At 57.7% G+C, this 19,246-nt stretch carries 20 protein-coding genes; 7 read left to right on the top strand and 13 right to left on the bottom strand.

From position 1 onward, the window contains the following. Positions 1–92: 92 nt before the first annotated feature. Together ACN0RV_RS15855 and ACN0RV_RS15850 are read right to left on the bottom strand one after the other, a co-directional pair. Complete coding sequence (locus tag ACN0RV_RS15855) at positions 93–1,343, bottom strand: peptidoglycan DD-metalloendopeptidase family protein (protein WP_417349078.1); 1,251 nt, start codon at positions 1,341–1,343, stop codon at positions 93–95. 93 nt (positions 1,344–1,436) lie between these two features. After that, the gene (locus ACN0RV_RS15850) at positions 1,437–2,210 is read right to left on the bottom strand and encodes a methyltransferase (RefSeq protein ID WP_417349076.1); all 774 of its coding nucleotides are present in this window, start codon (positions 2,208–2,210) and stop codon (positions 1,437–1,439) included. 187 nt (positions 2,211–2,397) lie between these two features. Here ACN0RV_RS15850 and dmeF point away from each other — a divergent pair, with 187 nt between their 5' ends. From dmeF to ACN0RV_RS15835, 3 genes are all read left to right on the top strand, one after another. Then, complete coding sequence (dmeF, locus tag ACN0RV_RS15845) at positions 2,398–3,399, top strand: CDF family Co(II)/Ni(II) efflux transporter DmeF (protein WP_417349074.1); 1,002 nt, start codon at positions 2,398–2,400, stop codon at positions 3,397–3,399. Positions 3,400–3,539: 140 nt separating this feature from the next. Beyond that, the gene (locus ACN0RV_RS15840) at positions 3,540–4,730 is read left to right on the top strand and encodes a class I SAM-dependent methyltransferase (RefSeq protein ID WP_417349073.1); all 1,191 of its coding nucleotides are present in this window, start codon (positions 3,540–3,542) and stop codon (positions 4,728–4,730) included. Positions 4,731–5,285: 555 nt separating this feature from the next. After that, positions 5,286–6,206, top strand: a complete 921-nt coding sequence (locus ACN0RV_RS15835) for a hypothetical protein (RefSeq protein ID WP_417349072.1) — start codon at positions 5,286–5,288, stop codon at positions 6,204–6,206. 165 nt (positions 6,207–6,371) lie between these two features. Here the strand turns inward: ACN0RV_RS15835 and ACN0RV_RS15830 are convergent, their stop codons facing one another. After that, positions 6,372–6,764, bottom strand: a complete 393-nt coding sequence (locus tag ACN0RV_RS15830) for a DUF3224 domain-containing protein (RefSeq protein WP_417349070.1) — start codon at positions 6,762–6,764, stop codon at positions 6,372–6,374. Between the two features lie 164 nt (positions 6,765–6,928). Here ACN0RV_RS15830 and ACN0RV_RS15825 point away from each other — a divergent pair, with 164 nt between their 5' ends. Then, positions 6,929–7,165: a helix-turn-helix domain-containing protein gene (locus ACN0RV_RS15825; RefSeq protein WP_417349068.1), complete on the top strand. Its 237-nt coding sequence runs from the start codon at positions 6,929–6,931 to the stop codon at positions 7,163–7,165. On the opposite strand, the gene ACN0RV_RS15820 is transcribed toward ACN0RV_RS15825, so the two are convergent. From ACN0RV_RS15820 to ACN0RV_RS15800, 5 genes are all read right to left on the bottom strand, one after another. After that, positions 7,162–9,486, bottom strand: a complete 2,325-nt coding sequence (locus tag ACN0RV_RS15820) for a M48 family metallopeptidase (RefSeq protein ID WP_417349066.1) — start codon at positions 9,484–9,486, stop codon at positions 7,162–7,164. The two genes, ACN0RV_RS15825 and ACN0RV_RS15820, sit on opposite strands and share 4 nt — an antisense overlap. 131 nt (positions 9,487–9,617) lie before the next feature. Next, the gene (locus tag ACN0RV_RS15815) at positions 9,618–10,496 is read right to left on the bottom strand and encodes a carboxylate/amino acid/amine transporter (protein ID WP_417349064.1); all 879 of its coding nucleotides are present in this window, start codon (positions 10,494–10,496) and stop codon (positions 9,618–9,620) included. Between the two features lie 3 nt (positions 10,497–10,499). Then, positions 10,500–10,958 carry an ATP-dependent zinc protease gene (locus tag ACN0RV_RS15810; RefSeq protein ID WP_417349063.1) on the bottom strand — a complete coding sequence of 153 codons (459 nt, stop codon included), beginning with the start codon at positions 10,956–10,958 and terminating at the stop codon, positions 10,500–10,502. A gap of 47 nt (positions 10,959–11,005) precedes the next feature. Further along, positions 11,006–11,458, bottom strand: coding sequence for a hypothetical protein (locus ACN0RV_RS15805; RefSeq protein WP_417349061.1), 453 nt, complete (start codon positions 11,456–11,458; stop codon positions 11,006–11,008). A gap of 87 nt (positions 11,459–11,545) precedes the next feature. Beyond that, the gene (locus ACN0RV_RS15800) at positions 11,546–11,896 is read right to left on the bottom strand and encodes a hypothetical protein (RefSeq protein ID WP_286339484.1); all 351 of its coding nucleotides are present in this window, start codon (positions 11,894–11,896) and stop codon (positions 11,546–11,548) included. Positions 11,897–12,069: 173 nt separating this feature from the next. On the opposite strand from ACN0RV_RS15800, the gene yfcE reads away from it, so the two are divergent. Beyond that, positions 12,070–12,645 carry a phosphodiesterase gene (gene yfcE / locus ACN0RV_RS15795; RefSeq protein ID WP_417349060.1) on the top strand — a complete coding sequence of 192 codons (576 nt, stop codon included), beginning with the start codon at positions 12,070–12,072 and terminating at the stop codon, positions 12,643–12,645. Then, entirely contained in the window at positions 12,635–13,207 is a 573-nt protein-coding gene (locus tag ACN0RV_RS15790) for a VOC family protein (RefSeq protein WP_417349058.1), read from the top strand. The genes yfcE and ACN0RV_RS15790 overlap by 11 nt, the downstream gene beginning before the upstream one ends. On the opposite strand, the gene ACN0RV_RS15785 is transcribed toward ACN0RV_RS15790, so the two are convergent. After that, a complete protein-coding gene (locus ACN0RV_RS15785) occupies positions 13,198–14,337 on the bottom strand; it encodes a MalY/PatB family protein (RefSeq protein ID WP_417349056.1) in 1,140 nt (379 codons plus the stop codon). The genes ACN0RV_RS15790 and ACN0RV_RS15785 overlap by 10 nt on opposite strands. An 84-nt stretch (positions 14,338–14,421) precedes the next feature. On the opposite strand from ACN0RV_RS15785, the gene ACN0RV_RS15780 reads away from it, so the two are divergent. Further along, on the top strand, positions 14,422–15,342 hold the full coding sequence (locus ACN0RV_RS15780; RefSeq protein ID WP_417349055.1) for a DUF368 domain-containing protein: 921 nt from the start codon (positions 14,422–14,424) through the stop codon (positions 15,340–15,342). Between the two features lie 72 nt (positions 15,343–15,414). Here the strand turns inward: ACN0RV_RS15780 and ACN0RV_RS15775 are convergent, their stop codons facing one another. The 4 genes from ACN0RV_RS15775 to ACN0RV_RS15760 all read right to left on the bottom strand — a co-directional run bounded on the left by ACN0RV_RS15775 (position 15,415) and on the right by ACN0RV_RS15760 (position 19,245). Then, the gene (locus tag ACN0RV_RS15775; protein WP_417349053.1) at positions 15,415–16,194 is read right to left on the bottom strand and encodes an SAM-dependent methyltransferase; all 780 of its coding nucleotides are present in this window, start codon (positions 16,192–16,194) and stop codon (positions 15,415–15,417) included. A gap of 3 nt (positions 16,195–16,197) precedes the next feature. Then, the gene (locus ACN0RV_RS15770) at positions 16,198–17,844 is read right to left on the bottom strand and encodes a diguanylate cyclase domain-containing protein (RefSeq protein WP_417349052.1); all 1,647 of its coding nucleotides are present in this window, start codon (positions 17,842–17,844) and stop codon (positions 16,198–16,200) included. A gap of 166 nt (positions 17,845–18,010) precedes the next feature. Then, complete coding sequence (locus tag ACN0RV_RS15765; protein WP_417349050.1) at positions 18,011–18,244, bottom strand: hypothetical protein; 234 nt, start codon at positions 18,242–18,244, stop codon at positions 18,011–18,013. Positions 18,245–18,429: 185 nt separating this feature from the next. After that, positions 18,430–19,245 carry a M23 family metallopeptidase gene (locus ACN0RV_RS15760; RefSeq protein WP_417349048.1) on the bottom strand — a complete coding sequence of 272 codons (816 nt, stop codon included), beginning with the start codon at positions 19,243–19,245 and terminating at the stop codon, positions 18,430–18,432. Position 19,246 lies beyond the last annotated feature (1 nt).

Raw genomic sequence — 19,246 nt, 5'->3', positions numbered from 1 at the left:
GGCAATAAAAATCAGGTTATTCCGGAAGAGAGCAAGTGAAGCGTCCGCGGGGAAAAGTCACCGGCCTGGATGCCCAGGCCGGTGACGAGGCGTCAACCTTCGATGCCCATCATGGTGCGGTATTCGTGGGACTTGGCAAAGAACGCCTGGCGATGTTTCTTTGGCACAGAGGATGCCATGGGGATATCGGCCTTCAGGGCATTCACCGGGCGGCCATTGATGTGGAACTCGTAGTGCAGGTGCGCACCGGTCACCCTTCCGGTGGCGCCGGAGAGGCCGATACGCTGACCTCGGCTGACCCGCTGGCCTTTGCGTACCTTAATCTTCGACATGTGCAGGTAGCGGGTGCGGTAACGGCCACCATGGTCGATCACCACATAGCGGCCCGCATAGGGGTGATTCTCCACACGGGTCACTACCCCGTCACCGGCCGCCAGCAGTGGCGTACCGCTGGGCAGAGCCCAGTCTGTGCCGTTGTGGGGTTTCACCCGACCCGTGACCGGGTGTTTGCGTCTGGGGTTAAAGTGGTCGCTGATGCGATACCTGCCATTGAAGGGTTTGGCCAAAAAGGCACGCTGCAGGCTGTTGCCATCCTGATCGTAGAACTGACCGTCACTGTGGCGGAAGGCGCTCACTTCGCGCCCGCGCATCACAAAACTGACCGCCAGTACTTCGTGTTCGCCCGTGGCTTGGTCATCCACAAACTGGGAGCTGCGCACCACACCGAAACGATCGCCGGCTCTCAGGTCACGACGGAAGTTGACCTTATCCTCAAACAGGTTTTCGATATTGGCCACGTCATTGGCGCTGAGGCCTGCCTGGGTGGCGACCCGGGCAAAACTGCCGTGCACCTCACCTTCAAAGGCTTTGGACCTCCACTGCCCCTCGATAAGGATATCGTCCACCTCGAAACTGCCGGGGGCCACCAGGGTAAAACGCACCTTGTGGGCGGGGCTCAACACCAGCTCAAGTTTTTGCAGGCTGTTGTCCGCCTCATCCAGCCAGAAGTTCAACCTGTGGCCGGGGCGCAAGGTGTCCAGGGCCAGAACCGAGTAGTCCGCTTCCAGCACCTGCACCATCTGCTGCTGGCTGACGCCAATCAGGGAAAAGATGCCGCTGAGGTTGTCACCGCTGGCCACCACATAGCTCAGGGTTTCCGGGATCTCGAACTTGGCGGGGCTGGTCAGCTCTGGTGCCGGGGTCGACACCAACTCAGGGAAATGTATTCGATTGGGTTGGGAACTGGGGAGCATGGCGTACACTGCGATGCTCAGGGCGCCTGCCATTAGCCACTTGGGCTGCAGGGCTCTCAGGTCCAGTGCCTGTAGTCTCTCTTTCACCACCCACTCCGATGAGAACTGTTCACATTTAGCGATACAAATTGCACTCTCAGCCCTCTTTTGTCAAAAAAGAAGAAAGAAGTTCCGATCCAGCCCTCATCCGGGGCGCCTCAGGATTAGGTGGGTGTAACGCCCCATATCCCGGTAAACAGGCAACGCAGCGTACTCCAGCTCCAGGGCCAGCAACTGCTCATATTTGCCCTCTTGCATCGATTTATCCCTCAGGTAGTCATGGATAACCCGAACCCCCACCTGACGTTCGAGCACCAGGCCCGCCTGTTCCAGCCAGCCGATCACCTGCTGATTGTCAAAGCCATGCTTGGGGGCCAGCTTCACCTTCTTCTTACCATGGACCATGGTGTGGCCCAGATTATCGAAGTTACCTGAGATCAGGTTGTGGATCTCCATGCCCCGGTAATTGAAGAACATCAGCGACAGGCAGCCTCCGGGGGCCAGGTGCTCCACCAGCCTCAGCAGAGTCTCCTTGGGTTCGGCCAGCCACTCCATCACCGCATGACACAAAATGATGGGTACCTGCGACGTCAGGTGCTCGCCCAGGTTCTGAATGGGCGTATGGATCAGCTCAAGTTGCTCGGCCAGCCCCTGAGTTTGGGCACTCTCACGGGCCAATTCCAACATGTCAGTGGAGAGGTCACACAGGGTAATAGGGTGGCCCAACGCCGCCAGCTTCAGGGCTATCTGCCCCTGGCCACCGCCGGCATCGAGCACCGGGGTTCCCTGGGGAAAGCCAGGCAGCATGAATTCGGTCAGCTCGCGCATCAGCACCGCTTCTCGGATGCGTCCTTTGCTGCTGTTATAGATGTTTCGGGCAAATTTGGATGCCCGGGTGTCAAAATTGATGTCGGTCACTCAGTTGTCATTCCCTACCGGCAGAGGCCCTTATTGTCCCCAAGCATCCTCCGCTGTAAAGCGCTACGGAGAGCTTCTGATGAGATCCCGTAAAAATTACAAGGTTAATAACATGATTGAGCGCATGTTTTTTCCGTTGGATAACTTCTAAAATTGCGAAACCATAACAATACTGATTCTTACTACCATGCACAGTCACTCTCTGGAGCGCTGGCAACACCAGCACAGCTTCGCCCTTGAGCAGAAAAAGAACGAACGCCGTACTCTGTACGCGGTACTGATCACCGCCGCCATGATGGTGATAGAGATTGTCACCGGCTACGTCACCGGCTCCATGGCCCTGCTGGCCGACGGTTGGCATATGGCCACCCACGTCGCCGCCTTCGGTCTGACCCTGTTTGCCTATAGCTTTGCCCGCAAGGCCGCCAAAGACCCGAGATACAGCTTCGGCTCCGGCAAGGTGAACATCCTGGCCGGTTTCACCAGTGCCGTAGCCCTGGTACTGGTGGCGATGCTGATGGCCATCGAGTCCATCTGGCGCCTGATTGAGCCTGTGGCCATCGATTACAACAACGCCCTGGTGGTCGCCGTAGTCGGCCTGGTTATCAACGTAGTATGCGCTTACCTGCTGCATCAGGGGGACGATCATCACCATCACCACGGCCACAGCCATGGGCACAGCCACGGTCATCATCATGACCATGACCACTCCCATGGTCATCATCACGGCCACTCCCACGGTCATAGCCACGATCACAACCTCTATGCGGCCTACCTGCATGTGATTGCCGACGCCCTGACCTCGCTCACCGCCATCTTCGCCCTGCTGGCCGCACGTTACTTCGACATGCCCGGCCTGGACCCCATCATGGGAGTCGTCGGTGCAGTGATCATCACCCGCTGGGGCTGGGGCCTGATCAAGGATACCTACCCCACCCTGCTGGACCGCTGCCCTAACGACCAACTGGCTGAGCAGGTAAAGACGCGCATCGAAGCCGACTGCGATAACCGGGTTGCCGATCTGCACCTGTGGCGCCTCTCTGGCCACCACAGCGCCGCCATTGTCAGCCTGGTAACTCACCACCCCAAGGATCCCACCTACTACAAGGATCTGCTGGCCGATGTGCCTCAACTGGCCCACGTAACCGTCGAGGTGCACCACTGCACCGATACCCCCTGCCTGGGCTAACATAGGCCCCGCACTCTCAGGTTACGCCTGAGAGAAACAGGACTTACCCATCAAGGCCGAAGGTTTCCCAACCTTCGGCCTTGCCGTAACGGCCCCAAGCTCCTACAATCCGCGCCAATTGCGAATAGTTGGACAAAGTGATGCAAAACAGCGTTGTTCTGGTAAAAGGCCGGGAAAAATCCCTGCTACGCCGCCACCCCTGGGTGTTCTCCAAGGGGATTAAGAGAGTCGACGGAAAGCCCGGTCTGGGTGACACCGTAGAGGTCTTCGCCCACGACGGTCGCTGGTTGGGCCGCGGCGCCTACTCTCCCCAGTCCCAGATCCGGGTTCGGGTATGGACCTTCAACCAGGATGAAGCCGTTGACGCCGACCTGCTGCGTCGCCGCATTCAGCGTGCCCAGGCGGGCCGTGATGCCCTGCCCAATGCCGGTTCCTACACAGGCTACCGCCTGGTGGCCGCCGAGTCCGATGGCCTGCCCGGCATCACCATCGACCGATTCAACGACGTCCTGGTGTGCCAGTTGCTCTCCGCCGGCGCCGATGCCTGGCGTGACACCCTGGTCGAGGTACTGTCCGAGCTCTATCCCCAGTGCGCCATCTACGAACGCTCCGATGTGGACGTGCGTAAGAAGGAGGGCCTCAAGCCCACCTCAGGCCTGCTCAAGGGCGAACTGCCAGAACAGCCAATGACCATCGAAGAGAACGGCCTGAAGCTGCTGGTGAACGTAATCACCGGCCACAAAACCGGCTACTACCTGGATCAGCGCGACAACCGCCTGGCCTCCAGCCGCTACGCCAAGGACCAGGAAGTACTGAACTGCTTCAGCTACACCGGTGGCTTTGGCACCTACGCCCTGAAAGCCGGTGCCGCCAAGGTGGTGAACGCCGACGTTTCCGCCCCGGCGCTGGCCCTGGCCAAGCAGAACGCCGAGATCAACAACCTGGATCTGAGCCGCGCCGAGTTCGTGGAAGCGGATGTGTTCAAGCTGCTGCGGGAATACCGCGAGCAGGGGCGCACCTTCGATGTGATCATCCTGGACCCGCCCAAGTTTGCCGACAACAAGGCACAACTGCCTGGCGCTTGCCGCGGCTACAAAGACATCAACATGGTGGCGATGCAGATCCTCAAGCCAGGCGGCACTCTGCTGACTTACTCCTGCTCCGGCCTGATGGACGCCAGCCTGTTCCAGAAGATCGTGGCCGACGCCGCCGTTGATGCCGGCCGTGACGCCCAGATCCTGGAGCGCCTCAGCCAGTCTCCCGATCACCCCATCGGCAGCGGCTTCCCCGAAGGCTTCTACCTGAAGGGCCTAGCCCTGCGCATCTGGTAAGCAGACTGAGTTGTGAAATGACAAAGGGGCCGAATGGCCCCTTTTTGCTGCCCAAAGATTTTTTAGGGTCACGACTCAGCGAAAGGCACAAAGGAGATTGGTAAGGCCCTAAACCATAACCAAAGATGAACTCAACATCGGGCCGTGCATAAATCCAACCCTCGCCGAAAACGATACCTGGCTAAACAAACGCACGTTACGCGTAAAGATAGCTACGGCGATAAGTGGCTTAAAAAAACAACCACAAACAGCAATGCGACAGTTCGGTCACAATGCAAAATTACAAACGCGAACGCCCCATTCCTTGACGCTCTTAGAAGCCCTAAGTAATCTCGAATTCGATTCTCAGTCTGAAAGGAAGCAGACAATTTCATGCAATAGGGACTTTTTTATATGAGAACTCTACTATTAACATTGCTAATTTCTTTTGCCTCTATGGCTAGCACTATAGAGGTCTATTCTTGTGATACCTGCGATTACTCGAAAGCACTAGAGATTGCAAAGAAATACCCACCCCCACCCCAGTGTCGCTGGGAAGGAGACCCCAGCTCTCCCATGGAGTTTGGTAGTGCGAGCCTTGTTTGTGACTCCACCCAAAAACCAATCATCGTTGCCAACCCCATCACTCGCACAGCTTACAAATTTCATGTGAGAACCTCTGGCGACTCTACAGACATCAAGGTTGACATCTCCAATGCCAATGTGTCATCGAAAGAGCAAGCATTATTGGAGGATTTTTACTCCCTTGACTCTGACTTTAGAGAGGCTGTTGACTCTCTTTCATACAACAAACTCAATACGTCATCCATTCTGAGAAAGCCATACTCAGCCACATCTACTGATGCAGGCGGCTGTGATAACCACCCCGTGAGCTACTTCAAAGACCAGAGAAGTCAATCTCAGATTCACCAAGGTTTTACGCGTGCTCTGCAAGATCAACTGGGTAACAGCAGTTGGAAAGACTATTTCACAGACACAAATTTTATTGGCGGTGGAGTGACCATCCAAAAAGATGGTGTCGGGATTCAAATTAGTCTCGAACACAACAATGAGCGCACCTACGTCAGCCAGGTATATGGCAACAGTATGGATAATGTTCTTGTATTTGAAGCACGTTATGGCGGTACAGTTAGCACAACCTCCCCATCCCAACTGAGAGTATCCTACGACTTGCTTGAAGGCGTTTCCTTTATTGACGGAATCCAGGTAAACCTTCTGTTCACCGGAGGTACTGTAAACCTGACAAATACTCTCATCTCGGGCTGCTTACAGGATTTTATCGATTCTCTGGCTGCCACAAATGAAATGGGTTCTGGTTCAGCCGGTGGTGGCGACGGTAGTGACAGTAGCAGCGGCACTGGCGCCGGTATCATTGGAGGTGGTGGTGTGTGTCTAGAGGTTAAAACCGCATATTCTTGCTCAACTGCACATCACGAGACTAAATGCACAGAGACCAATTTTATCGTTCGCTGCTAGTCAATTTTAAGTTAGGCTCTCCTCGGAGAGCTCTTCTTTTATCTCTAACTTATCGTCTCTTGCTGAGGCTTCACATAAAAAGCTCACCCCCTTTAGCCCCTACATAGCGCGCAAACACTATCGAGACACCCATCTTTTGAAGGGCGATAAGTTAAGATCGGATATCTAGGGCAACACAAACTCAAAGTCGTAGAAGTGTTGCCCCTCATCGATGCGGATGGCCATCTTTCCTGACAACCCCGCCAATTCACCGGTGGCCGAGTTGGGCACCACCTCCAGAATCAGACGGTCACTGCCATCGGCCATCACCCCAAAGTGCTGCAACACAAAGCTGCCGTGCTTATCGGAGAGCGATCCCACCACCTGTTCGATGGCCACGTAACCGGCCGAGCCCTTCACCGGGGTCATCACGCTGAGCATCTCACCCCGGCTGACCGCCGACAGCTCGCCATGAAACACCTTGTCGATGGACATGCGCCCGAGCACCGCTCCGGCCGTACCCTCGGCATAGCTGTCCATGGGGTCGAGTGTCACATCAAACTGTCCAGAAACTTTCATGGGCTCTCCACGGTTATTGGCGGCACATTAGGCGCAGGTAATCCTGCCAGCTCATCTCAATAGGTATACAGGGAAAAACGGTCAATGAACAAGCCAGCCTGGCTAAGCGTTTGTTTTAAAGAGCCTTAAAGATGGGTGTATTGTTTAGCTCTAAGATGGGTGTCTTGTTTAGCTCTTTTACATTTGGAGAGTGGCTGCTGGCTCAACGACTGAAACTGAGCCAGCAGTATCTGGAGAAGGATGAGCGTTCCATCGCTCAAGTGGCGGAACTGTCCGGTTTCGGCTCTGAAAGTGTCTATAGAAAGCACTTCAAGGCCACCTTTGACGTCTCCCCCTCTCAGTGGCGCGCCACCTTTGGGGGAGATAGGCAACCATCAGCGCCGCTCAATGACCATGGTTAAAGGTTACTGCCCAACAATCCCCACCAGATGGTGCCTCCCACCACTGTCAGGGAAACCGCCAGCCGCATCAAAGTGGGGCCAATTCCATGGGCCAACTGGAAACGGTTCCACAGGTCCAACTTGCGCTGCAGCACATGCTCGTCGCCTGGCAGCAGAACGGGGTAACTCTCCGGGCAGGTGCCTGGCATGGGCGCCTTGGGCAGTTGGGTGCCATTGATGTAGTGCTGTTTCACCAGCGCTTCCGCCTCGAGCAAGCCATCGATGGAAGCAGAGTAGATCAGTCCCATGGCCTGCTGATAGGCCTCAATGGCTTCCGAGGCGCTCTGGCACCAGTCCGGCCAGTTGTGCTTGTCCACATCGCTCAGGGTAAAGCTGGGAAACTGGGATTCCCAATCGGTAACGCCAACCCCCTCTGCGATGCCCGGCGGCAGCTCGATGGCCAGTGCCGCCCGGGAGATCTCTCGCATCTTCCCCTGAACCTTCTCGCACACCTTGAGGACACGCCGCTTCTCGAAGTAACCAATCTGGCCATCGGCGGTGATCACCTGCCAGGTATTGGCCAGCAGCGCCAACTCGTTGTGGGCAGCGGCCCTCAAATGATCCGTGCAATGCAGCAGATGACAGAGGCTCTTCAGGTAGTCATGCCAGGCGGGGTCCAGCTGCTGCGCCGCCAACAGGTGTGCCTGGCGACAGTTGGCATCGTGACGTTTGAGGGAGGCCTCCACCTCATTGCGCTCCTTGGCAATCTGCATCATCACCTTGGGGATCGCGTCGCTGCTTATCTCTTTACCTCGATGACGAATGATGCCACCCGAGGGCTCCAGGTTGCCCGATGCCAGAGCCTGCAGGGTATGGCGCTCGACATCCAGCTTTCGGGCGCGCTCGAGTTGCTGGGCAATGGCATCGGTGTAGAGTTGGCCAAACGCCTGGTTGTCCATTTGGGTCAGTGAGCCGCTCTGAAGCAATTCATCCAGGCTGGAGAAACTTCTGAATGGCGTGCGTGCCAGGTAGGTGCCGCGGTATTCGGGCGAAAATGAGGGGCGGTCATAACGCTGAGCCAACACCTGTTCGGCAACCACCTCCTCCATCTCACCAACCTTGTCCGCCACATAGAGACCATCACTGATGCGTTCACGCAAGGCTTCGGCATCGGCAAACACGGTCCAGGCAGAGCGAGCGTCGATCTGGGCCGCAATGTACTGAGACTTGGCGTTGTCCTCGCGATCGCGGTTGGCCGGGTGTGTGGACCACATCTGCGGCGGCAGCGCCACCTCGTGTGAGAAGACCCGGTGCTGGCTGGCATCCTCCTGCTTCGGCAAAGGCACTCTGCCGTAGGCGTCGTTATTCAGGACCCGGCCTATGGCTTCAACCGCCTGACTCTGCAGGTCAAAGAGATCATCGATGCGTTTGCCACTGCGCGCCTGACTGGACACCAGATCCACCGTCTCCTGCCAGGCCTCATCGGCCGCCTGCAGCTTATACAGGGCGTTCACCAGGGCATCACTGCCGGTCACCGACACCGCCACCAGATCCGCATTGAACTCCATCTCCCGGCTCAGCGCCCTCTCGGCGAGGATCACCACCCGGAATAAGGTGTCCATCAGAGAGCGAATGGACCAGATAACCAGAGAGAGAATCCAGCCGATCCAGGCAACCCGAAGATCCACCCTGGAGATGAATCTCACCACCTTATCCAACCAATCCCGCACCGCCACCATGTGGGAGATCACCTGCTGGGCCACATACACCCAACGGCCGACCGCCATGGAGCCCTGGGCAAAGTGGCCAAACTCGTGGGCCAGTACCGCCTTCAGTTCGCCCAGGTTCAGCACATTCACCAGTCCCAGGCCAATCACCAGGTTCTTCTTGGTGGGGAAGATAAGGTTTACCAACGACAGGTCGTAGAATACGGCAGCATTCACGTCCGGGGTGATGAACACCCTGTGGGGCCGCGGTGCCCCAATCTCATCCGCCAGGGTATGCAGAAACTTGAACAGCACCGGCTCATCCTCTGCGGTCACCTCCTCGCCGCCAACGCAACCGGAACGCCGGACGGTAAACAGCGATTTGACCATGAACAGGGTGATCAATGCCGCCATGGCGGAGATCAGGACAGCAAAAAGGCCGCCGCCCGACAAGAATGAAACGGCGTTGCCATAGGCGATGTATCCAAAGCAGAACGCCATGGCGAAGTAGACCAGGATAAAAGCCAATAAGCCGGTCATCGCCAGCCAGGCCTGCACCCTGTATTTGGCGTTGGCCTCGGTCAGCCCATCAGGGACATTGGCCGGGCTCTGCGGATAGTGAAAACTCTGCGGCATGAAGTGCGCTCCCTAACATCAGAGCAGTTACTCTATGCAAAATCATAGGGAAAGTAACCCGAGGCAAATCAGGTTTTTAACCAAAGAAAAATCAACTGATTACATAACGAGCTAAGTTGAGGGTTACCCGTTTATGCCCCTGTTGAAGAGGCCTCCACTCTGGGCTTCACCCAGGACTCGTTGAACCACAGGGAGAACAGAATCACCGCACCGCCAGCCAGCAACCTGGGCCAGTCCGGACTCTGCTCCCAGATAAGCAGATTAACCAAGAGCCCGGCAGGCACCAGCAGGTTGTTCATGGCCGCCAGGGCGCCGGCGTCGACCCTGGTTGCGCCCTTGTTCCACAGGAAGTATCCGGCACCAGAAGCCACCGCCCCCAACCAGATGAGCACCCCCCACTGAACCTGGGTAACCGGCAGCTTGTCGGCGTTGCCGAAGATCAGCAGGGCCGGGGTGGCCACCATAAAAGCCCCCAGATAGAACAGGGCAAACACCTGGTGCTGGGGCAGAGCCTGGGACTCTCTCTCCATCAGCCATTTGTAGCTGGCCTGACCGATGGCAAAGCAGAGGTTGGCCCCCTGCACAATCATAAAGCCCAGCAGGAAGTCGCCCTCGACGCCGGTGTACTTGATCACCACCGCGCCCGCCACCGCCAGCACCGCCGTCAACAGATACCAGGGAGAGAAACGCCCACTGAGCCAGTCGTACCACAGAGTGACGTACACCGGGGTGAGTACGGTAAACAGCAGCACTTCGGCCACAGAGAGGTATTCGAAGGCGTGGTAGTAAAACCCGTACATGGCCCCCAACTGACAGGCACCGATGGCCAGCAGCTTAGCGGTTAATGCAGGCTTAAGGTGGCGCAACTTCAGCCAGGGCAGCATCACCAACAACGCCAGCAACACCCGGAACCACACGGAAAACCAGGGATCCACCTGGCCTGCGAGAAACTGGCCAATCAGGCTAAAGGAAAAGGCCCACAGCAGGGTGACGAAAATCAGATAAGACAAGGGTTACTCCGGGGAGGTGGGCCGATCGACATCCACCAGATAGTGGCCACTGAGCCAGTTGCGGCCCAGCAGCAGGCGATAGGTCATGTGGCCTCGGTCCTTGAGGTTGACCTTGATGGTTCTCTGAGTGCCGCGAAAGCTCACCGGCAACAGCACCACATAACGCCTTTCACTGCCCTGGGCTGAACGCACCCTCATGGTGTCCACCACAGGCAGCGTCAGGGTCAGCTTCTCACCGAGACGGTTCTCAGTAGAGAAACGTACCTGTTGGCTGTTACCGCTTTGCAGCAGGTGAATCTCTGTGGCGTGGAGGGAGGAGATGGCGGCGCCGGTATCCACCCTGGCCACAAAGTCTGTGGCCCCAGGGCCGAGGTGTACCCGCTCAGCGGCGGCCACCAGCTCTTTTGCCATGACGTGACTCCCCCACAGGCTCAGCAACAGCACACAGACAGCGAAACGCATCAGTATCCTTCCGTTGGAGAATAATCCGTAACTTACACTATACCCTGTCAGGGGCGGGGGATCTGCTCCAGAGCCCCGGTCAGGGCGTCGACTTCCGTAAAGCCTGCCTGCTCCTCGATGCTCAGGTTGTCGAGGCCGATAAGCAGCACCTGCCCCTCTTGCGGCGACAGCGCCTGGGTCATCACCCCCAGTTCATCCAGGCACAATGGCGTGTTGTGTCTGCGCAGTTTGGGAAGCATAAACCAGCTCATCACCCAGCCCGGCACATCCCGGGTGTCCACCACCAGTTGCATGGGGGCATCCCCTTCGGGCCACAGACGCTCAATGACCTCCATGGCCAGGTGGGAACCCGCTTTGTCATGGGAAAACAGCAGCAGGCGGGTGTCACCGCTCAGTGCACAAGGCTGACCGAACTGGTCTTCACCGGCTAGGGGAGGCAGGGTATAAGCCGCCAGCGCCAGTGGACAAAACAGGAGAGTAATCAGAAATCTGCGTAACATCAGTGCACCGCGCAAGCCAGGGGATCACAGCGTAGCGCCGCCACTGGATTATGGCCAGTGGCGCGCGCTCAAGGGGTGATCCAGGCATCAATGCAACTGAGAGCCACCTCGCCGTTGCCGACTGGCACTGACTGCCAACCTGGGGGCCAACTCATCACAGTCCAGAGAGAGTGCCAGCTTGTCGTTGTAGAACGCCAGCACCTCCCCCATCACCGAGGCCACCGGCTGACACTCGCGCTCGGCCACCCGAACCGCCAGTTCCAAGTCAAAGGCCAGGGCCATGTTGCACTCCCCCAGGGCATTCACCTCATGCTGCTCCAGGTTGGTCAGCAGACAGAGCCACATATCGGCCACGGCGCCACTGGTCACCTCCTGGTCCACCTGGGCGCGACCCTCCAGTGGTCCCGCATCCAATGGGTGCTTCTCGGTACTGCTCATAGGCTCCCTCCTCGACCATCTTTCTTCGGGTTGTTCTTTGACGTTACCCTAGCTTATGAGGAATGAAAACGCAGAAAATCCGCAGTTTTGAGCGAAATTGTTCGAAGAGTTCACAGCCTGAAACCCTTAAGCCGCTCTTGACTGGTCATGTGAACAGGGGGCAGTTACACTCGATGAACCCTACCAAGAATGAAGTTTCACTGATGCTGTTTATCTCTGACATTCACGGTTGCCTGCCGGCCCTTGAGAAGGCCCTAGAATGGGCGGACAAACTGAATTGCCAACACCTGGTGCTGCTGGGTGACATCCTCAACCATGGCCCAAGAAACCCGGTGCCAGAAGGCTACAACCCTCCCAAGGTCGCCGACCTGCTGAACCAGCATGCGGAGCGGATCCTGGCGGTTCGGGGCAACTGCGACAGCGAAGTGGACCAGATGTTGTGCAGCTTCCCGCTGTTGGCGGACTACTCCAATATGCTGCTGGGCAACAAGCGTGCCTTCATTACCCACGGCCACCTGTGGAACGACAGCAAGCTGCCGCCTCTGGCTCAGGGAGACATCATCTGCTTCGGCCACACCCATATTCCCATGGCCCGCTGGCAGAATGAACGGCTGATGTTCAACCCTGGCTCCATTACCCTTCCCAAAGGGGGCTTTGCGCCGAGCCTGGGCCATTTTGATGGTACACTTCTCACTGTCATGGACTTGGACGGCAACACCATAGAGCAGGCGGCCATCGATGAATATTGAACAACTGCTAGCCAAACTTCCCGAGTTTGGCCACAACATCACCATGTTCGCCAACCGCCTTGGGCTGGTTAAGGCAGCCCTGGAGGTGGACCATATCGCCTTGAGGGTGACCGAAAAGTCGGACGCAGACCATCTGCTGAACCACCTGCGCAAGCGTGGCAAGGTGATCTCCGATAAGGTGATCAACGGCAGACCCATCTACCTGATTGAGCTGAACGAACCCCTGAAGGTGGGCGAGTGGGATGTGGAGGTGATCGAACTGCCCTTCCCCGATGGGCGCAAACGTCCGGATGGCTGGGAACACATCGAGTTTGTACTGCCCTGCGGCGCTCAGACCGCGGAACAGATGCTGACTGAGGTACGCAAGCTGCCCGTCATCACCGCCAAGTGGCCAGTGATCGCCGACCGAACCCTGGACATCGAGGTGAAAACCAGTGACTCCAAAGCGGATGACGAACCTCTGGCCAACCCCACGGTGTCATTCAAGCAGGGGCCGCTGACCATCAAGCTGCACCCCTATGACATCCGTGAAGTGATAGGTCACCGCACTCCTCAGGCGTGAGCCTTATGCTCTGACAAGGCCCTGACCATACGGTCCAGGGCCTGCTCCAGGGTCTGCGCCGGACAGGCAAAGTTAAGCCTGACAAACCCCGGCGCCCCAAACTCGCTGCCACAGGACAACCCCACCCCAAACTGGGTAAACACCTTGGACGGCTCCTCCTCCCATCCCAGACCCCGGCAATCGATCCAGGCCAGGTAGGTGGCTTCCGGGCGCATCAGGCTGACCCCCTCGATGTTGGCCAGACGGGACTCGATGCGCGCCCAGTTCTCTCCCAGATAGGTGGTCAGCTCCTCCAGCCAGGGGGCGCAGCGATCAAACGCCGCTTCCATGGCCACGGCCGCCAATACGTTGTGGGTGGCACACCGGCCGGCCAGGGTACCCTTGAGACGACGGCGAAGCTCACCCTGCTTCACCAGGGCAAACGCGATGGGCAGCCCCGCCAGGTTAAAGCTCTTGCCGGCGGAGATCAGGGTGATCACCGCGTCCTCTTCGGAGGCCAGCTCAGACAGAGAGTGGTGGCGGTGACCGGGCAGAATCAGGTCGCCATGGATCTCGTCGCTCACCAGCAACAGCCGGTGACGTCGGGCAAGCGCCAGCAGCGCCTTCAGCTCAGACCGACGCCAAATGGTGCCGCCCGGGTTATGGGGGTTACACAGGATCAGAGCCTGCATCCCCTCCTTAGCCGCCTGCTCAATCTGATCCAGAGGCATCTGGTAACGCCCCCCATCCACCGCCATCTCGAAGGCCCGCCCGGTGATCCCCAGGTTCTGGGCCACCTGACGGATGGGGGGATAGATGGGAGAGAAGAAGCCGATATCGGAGCATTCCATCGCTTCGATGGCAAAGTTGAGACCAGGCACCACCGCAGGCAGGGTCACCAGCTGGGACGGGGTCGCCGCCACCTGCCAGCGCTCATCCAGCCAGCGACACAGGGTCTGCTTGGTGCTCTGGGACAGCACCCCATAGCCGAAGATGTCGTGCTCCAGTCTCTGCTTCAGCGCCTGGGTCACCTCACTGGGAATGGCGAAGTCCATGTCCGCCACCCACAGGGGCAGCACATCCGCATCCTGATACTTTTGCCACTTGAGGCTGTCGCTTCGACGCCTGTCGATCAATCTTTCGAAACTCATGGGCCTCTTTGCTCTCCCGATACACGACTTTTCCACATACTCGCCCTATAATGCCGACAAACTCAATCAGATACAGCGTTCTTAATGAGATTGAACTTCAAAACCTTCCTGAAAGGGATGGCCATGGGCGCCGCCGATGTGGTGCCTGGCGTCTCCGGCGGCACCATCGCCTTTATCACCGGCATCTATGATCTGCTGCTGGAGAGCATTCGCCGCATCAACCCCAAGCTGATCGGGATGATTCGCCGTGACGGCTTCAAGGCGGCCTGGACTCACGTCAATGCCCCCTTTCTGATCACCCTGATGGCGGGCATAGGCCTCTCCATTGCCAGCCTGGCCAAGGTGATCTCCTATCTGCTCACCGACCACCCCATCGCCATCTGGAGCTTCTTCTTTGGACTGATTCTGGTGTCGATTCTCCATATCGGCAAGCAGATCGGCCGCTGGGGCCCCACCCAGGTGATCTCCCTGGCGGTGGGCATTGGCCTGGCCTGGTTTATCTCCGTGGCTAGCCCACTGGCCCTGGACCCCACGCCGGTAAACATCCTGCTCGGTGGCATGATTGCCATCTGCGCCATGATCCTGCCTGGTATCTCCGGCAGCTTTATCCTGCTGTTGCTTGGACTCTACGGCCCGGTACTGGGCGCGGTGAACGAACGCGACCTGGTGATCATCGCCATCTTCCTGAGCGGCACCGTCTTGGGGATCCTGAGCTTCTCCCATGTGCTCTCCTTCCTGCTGCGCAAGTTCCATACCCAGACACTGGCGTTTCTCACCGGCCTGCTGATCGGCACCCTGGGCAAGATCTGGCCCTGGAAGCAGACCCTCACCTGGCGCACCAACTCCAAGGGTGATCAGGTGCCGCTGCTGCAGGAGAATCTGCTGCCCAGCCAGTTTGAACAGATCACCGGGGAATCCAACCAACTGCTGATGGCCCTGGCCTGTGCCGTAATCGGTTTTGTCCTGGTGCTGGTGCTGGAGAAGATGGGCGAACACAGAGCCTGACACAGCACAGTTCAGACAAAAAAGCCCGGGTTCCTCCCGGGCTTTTTTAATACGCCATAACAACCGCAGAGATCAGCTCTGCAGCGTAGCTGGATCAAGAAACTCCTCATCCACCTCCAGTCCTTTGCAGGGGCGAAGCACGGCGGTGGTCCAAGGGTTGAGATGAGCCTCGGCTAGATCCTTAAGCTCAATCCACTCCTGGCGGCCCTTGTGGAGGGCGGTAATGCCCGCTTCATAGAGGCACACCGGGTGATCCGCCGGATACCAACGCCTGAGTTTGTCCACCAGCCTCTGACGCTCCTCTTTCTGGCTGCGCTGGATGGTGGTGAAGGTGGTGTCACCGGCAATGGAGACCTGCCACAGCACCAGATGGCACTGCAACATGGGCTCGAGCTTGTAGAACAGAAACTGACTGGCCTCCACATGGCAGATCCCCGGCTCAGCGGGGTCCAGGTTCAGGTCGGCATAGATGCAGGCATCGGCGCCGATGCCCGGATGCATGGTGACCGGCAGGGCCAGCTCCTGCAGCTGCTCAATGCAGAACTTGGGTACCACGGCAAACACGCGGGGATGCCCATAGAGGGCCATCACCACCCTCTCACCGGCAGCCACGGCGCTGACCACTTCATCGGCCATGGCATGGTACGCCCTTGGCCTGTCTTCCTGCTCGGTATAGTGGCGGTGCAGTGAGTGGTTGTTGGGGTTGAGCTGATCCATGTACTCCTGTGCCACCGGGTGAGTGACATGATGGAATACCCTGTCGGCACTGCGGATCAGGCTCTCTGTGAACATGGTGGTGTGGCGGGGAATGCTGATCCCCAGCCCCACAATTTCTAAACGTCCCTGTTTCATCTTTTAGCTTCCTTCAAATACAAACACTTGGTTGCCGCCTCCTTGACGGCCCTCATCCAAGGCCTTATCGGCCTTGAGAACCAGCTCATTCAGATCGCGCTGGCGACTGTAGCCGCACACCCCCAGGGTGGCGGTGATGCCCCGACTGAGATCCATCTCATCGGTCGGCAATGATTCAATAAGGGAGCGAATCTGCTCTGCCAGCGTCACCGCGGCAGGGCGCGACATATCAGGCAGAAGCAGGGCAATCTGATTACCTCCGGTACGCCCCAGTATGGCGGACTCCGGCTTTATCGCCTTGAGTTCGGCGGACACCCGTTGCAACACCCCATCCCCCACGCTGTAGCCATGCTCCAGGTTGAGGGATCTGAGCTCATCAATTCTCAGCAGAATGACTGACGCCGGAGTGGCCGGGTCGAGACCGGCGCTGCGGCGCTCGGCGCTCTGCAGCCAGAACCAGCGGCTGAACAGCCCGGTAAGGCCATCAAAATGGGCAAGATCCTTATACAACTTGCGGCTGCGGCCCATGCGACGATTCACCAGGGCCATGCCCACAATGCCAAAGGCGATGGCGGCGCTGACGGCAATAAACCCCTTGCTGCGGGCCCGCTCCTGCTCCAGCTCTGCCTCATGGGCCTTCTGCAACGCCTGGGCCTCTTTCACCTGGGCCTGGTGCTGCAATGAATCCATCTGAATCTTCTGAACCGCCAGAGTGATGTTATTGTTCTTCTCAGCCGCTTCCTGCTGCGCCTTCAGCGCCTTGCTGTAGTGCTTGGCCGCCTGCTCGAACCGTCCCAGAGCCAGATCCACCTCCGCCTGCAGAGACTCGAAATTCTCCTGCATCGCCGGGGTCTGGGTGCCGCTGAAGCGCCCGAAGAACTCCTCAATCACCTGTTGTGCCTCCTGGTAGCGCTCCAGGGTCACCAGTACCTTACCCTTGTTGTAAAACAGGGCACCCAGGTTGAGCTCGATATTGCCCTTGATCTGCATCTCCCAGGCTCGATTCAAAAGAGTCAGCGCCCGCTCATTATTGCCGATCTCCATATCGGCCTGGGCCTGCTGAATCAGGGCGGCAATCACCATGTAAATGTTATCGAGATTCAGGCAAACCTCATTGGCCTGGGCGTGGGCCCGCTCAATCTCCTCCCGATTTCCCCGCATCTGATGAATGTTGAGTACCACCATGGTGTTCAGACAATCGAAAGAGGGATCCCCCTGATAGGTTGCCTTGGCCCGCTCCGCATAAAACAGCGCCTGCTCAGGATCGCCAATGCTGATGTAGACATTGGCCACGGACATAAGGATGTCGGCCTTGCGCTGATCGTTCTCTACCTTATCCAAGTATTTCAGCGCTTTAAGATAGAGCCCAAAGGCCTCCACCTCCTCCATCAGGTGATGGGAAGCGATGGCCTGCAGCTTGAGGTTATACACCAGCTCACCATAGAGCCCCAGCTCTTCGGCACACTCTGCGGCACGCTTGGCGCGGCGAAGCCCGTTGTGATTCTCACCCAAGCCAAGATGGCTTAAAGCCGCCAACTGCAGGGTTTTGCACAATTGATGTGGTTTCAGATAGTTGAAGCGTTCGAGCAGTTTTTCCGCCTGCTTCAGCGCCAGGGTTGGCTGCTGGCGGGACATCTGTTCCAGCTCCACTATTTTCGCCTCGGTGGAGCCGGGCACGGGGGGTGCTACTGCCTCTTCAGCAATAGCCAGGGTTGACAGGAAAAGGGTCAGAACAAGAGAAATAAGCTGCAATGGCATGGTCCACTCACTGGAACAGAATATTGGGGGAGCAACTCCCCCAATAAAATCGCTTAGGTCAGCCCTGTTTACCGGCACCCATGGAGGGCAGAGTAATCCAGGTTACCCAGGTGGTAGAGAAAGGAATGGTCTTGTCGTCATCCCCGTCTTCGCTCAGCTGAAGAATCTGGTCACGGCTCTCCTGGTCGAGCTTCAGCTCGTCGCATACCAGTCCAGGAGAAACAGAAAAACGCTCGGCCAGATCCGCGTCCAGCCCCAGCTTAATCAGTAGCTTCTGTGCTTCATTAGTCATCACACTCTCCTTGTGCAATCAGGATAAGGGTAGGTTTATCGGAATCACTTCATCGAATTTATTGAAATAAATCAATCCGATTTGCCACCGAACCCAGATAGATTCACTAGCCACTCCGAATCTTGGATGCTAGCAGGAGAGTACAGGTGCCACAACCGCTAAGTTGTAACATCTGTCAAAAAAAATCAGGGTTTTTCAGCCATTTCTGGAACCAGCAACTGAGGGTCCAGACGCTGACCAAACCAATTGATGCGCCAGTCCAGGTGCGGGCCGGTGACACGCCCGGTGGCACCCACTTCAGCCACCTCCTGCCCCTGACGAACCTCATCCCCAGGCTTCACCAAAAGGCGGGACAGATGCAGGAAGGAGGAGGAGACACCATAGCCATGATCGATGATCAGGGTGCCGCCGGAGTAGAACATGTCTGGCACTGCCAGGGTGATGACGCCATCCGCCGGCGCTACCACCCGGGTTCCGGTGGGCGCCGCCACGTCCACGCCAAAATGGGGGCGCTTGGGCACTCCGTTGTAGACCCGCTGGCTGCCATAAACGCCGGTGATGGGACCGGAGAGCGGCCAGATAAAGGTCTGTTGCCAATCCACTCGGTCGGAGTCTACCGCCCTGGCCTTCTTCACCTGGGCACTGTCCTGACGGGCGCGGGCAATATCCTCCGGCTTAGGCTCCATGATGCGCTTGGCGATCCCTTCGATTCGCTGAATACGATAGGTGCGCTCAGTCAGGGTGAGGGGATACTCGGTGGCTTCGCCACTGGCTGACGTCACCACCACCTGGTGCTCCAGTTCGGCATCCCGACCGAAGCCAAACACCAGGTTACCCTCGGCATCGGCTCGAACAGGCTGACCATTCAAGGTGACCTGGCTGCCCGGCTCCACCTTGGCCCGAACCAGAGAGCCCTGGGTCAGGGGATCCCTCAATTCCAGGGCTGACGCATAAGAAAGAGTAAAAAGAGAAAAGAAAACAAGGCTCAAACTGCGGAACATG

Source organism: Ferrimonas sp. (assembly GCF_048263965.1).
Taxonomy (GTDB): domain Bacteria; phylum Pseudomonadota; class Gammaproteobacteria; order Enterobacterales; family Shewanellaceae; genus Ferrimonas.
The sequence above is the reverse complement of the archived record's forward strand: the minus strand, read 5'-3'. Positions and strand labels throughout refer to the sequence as shown.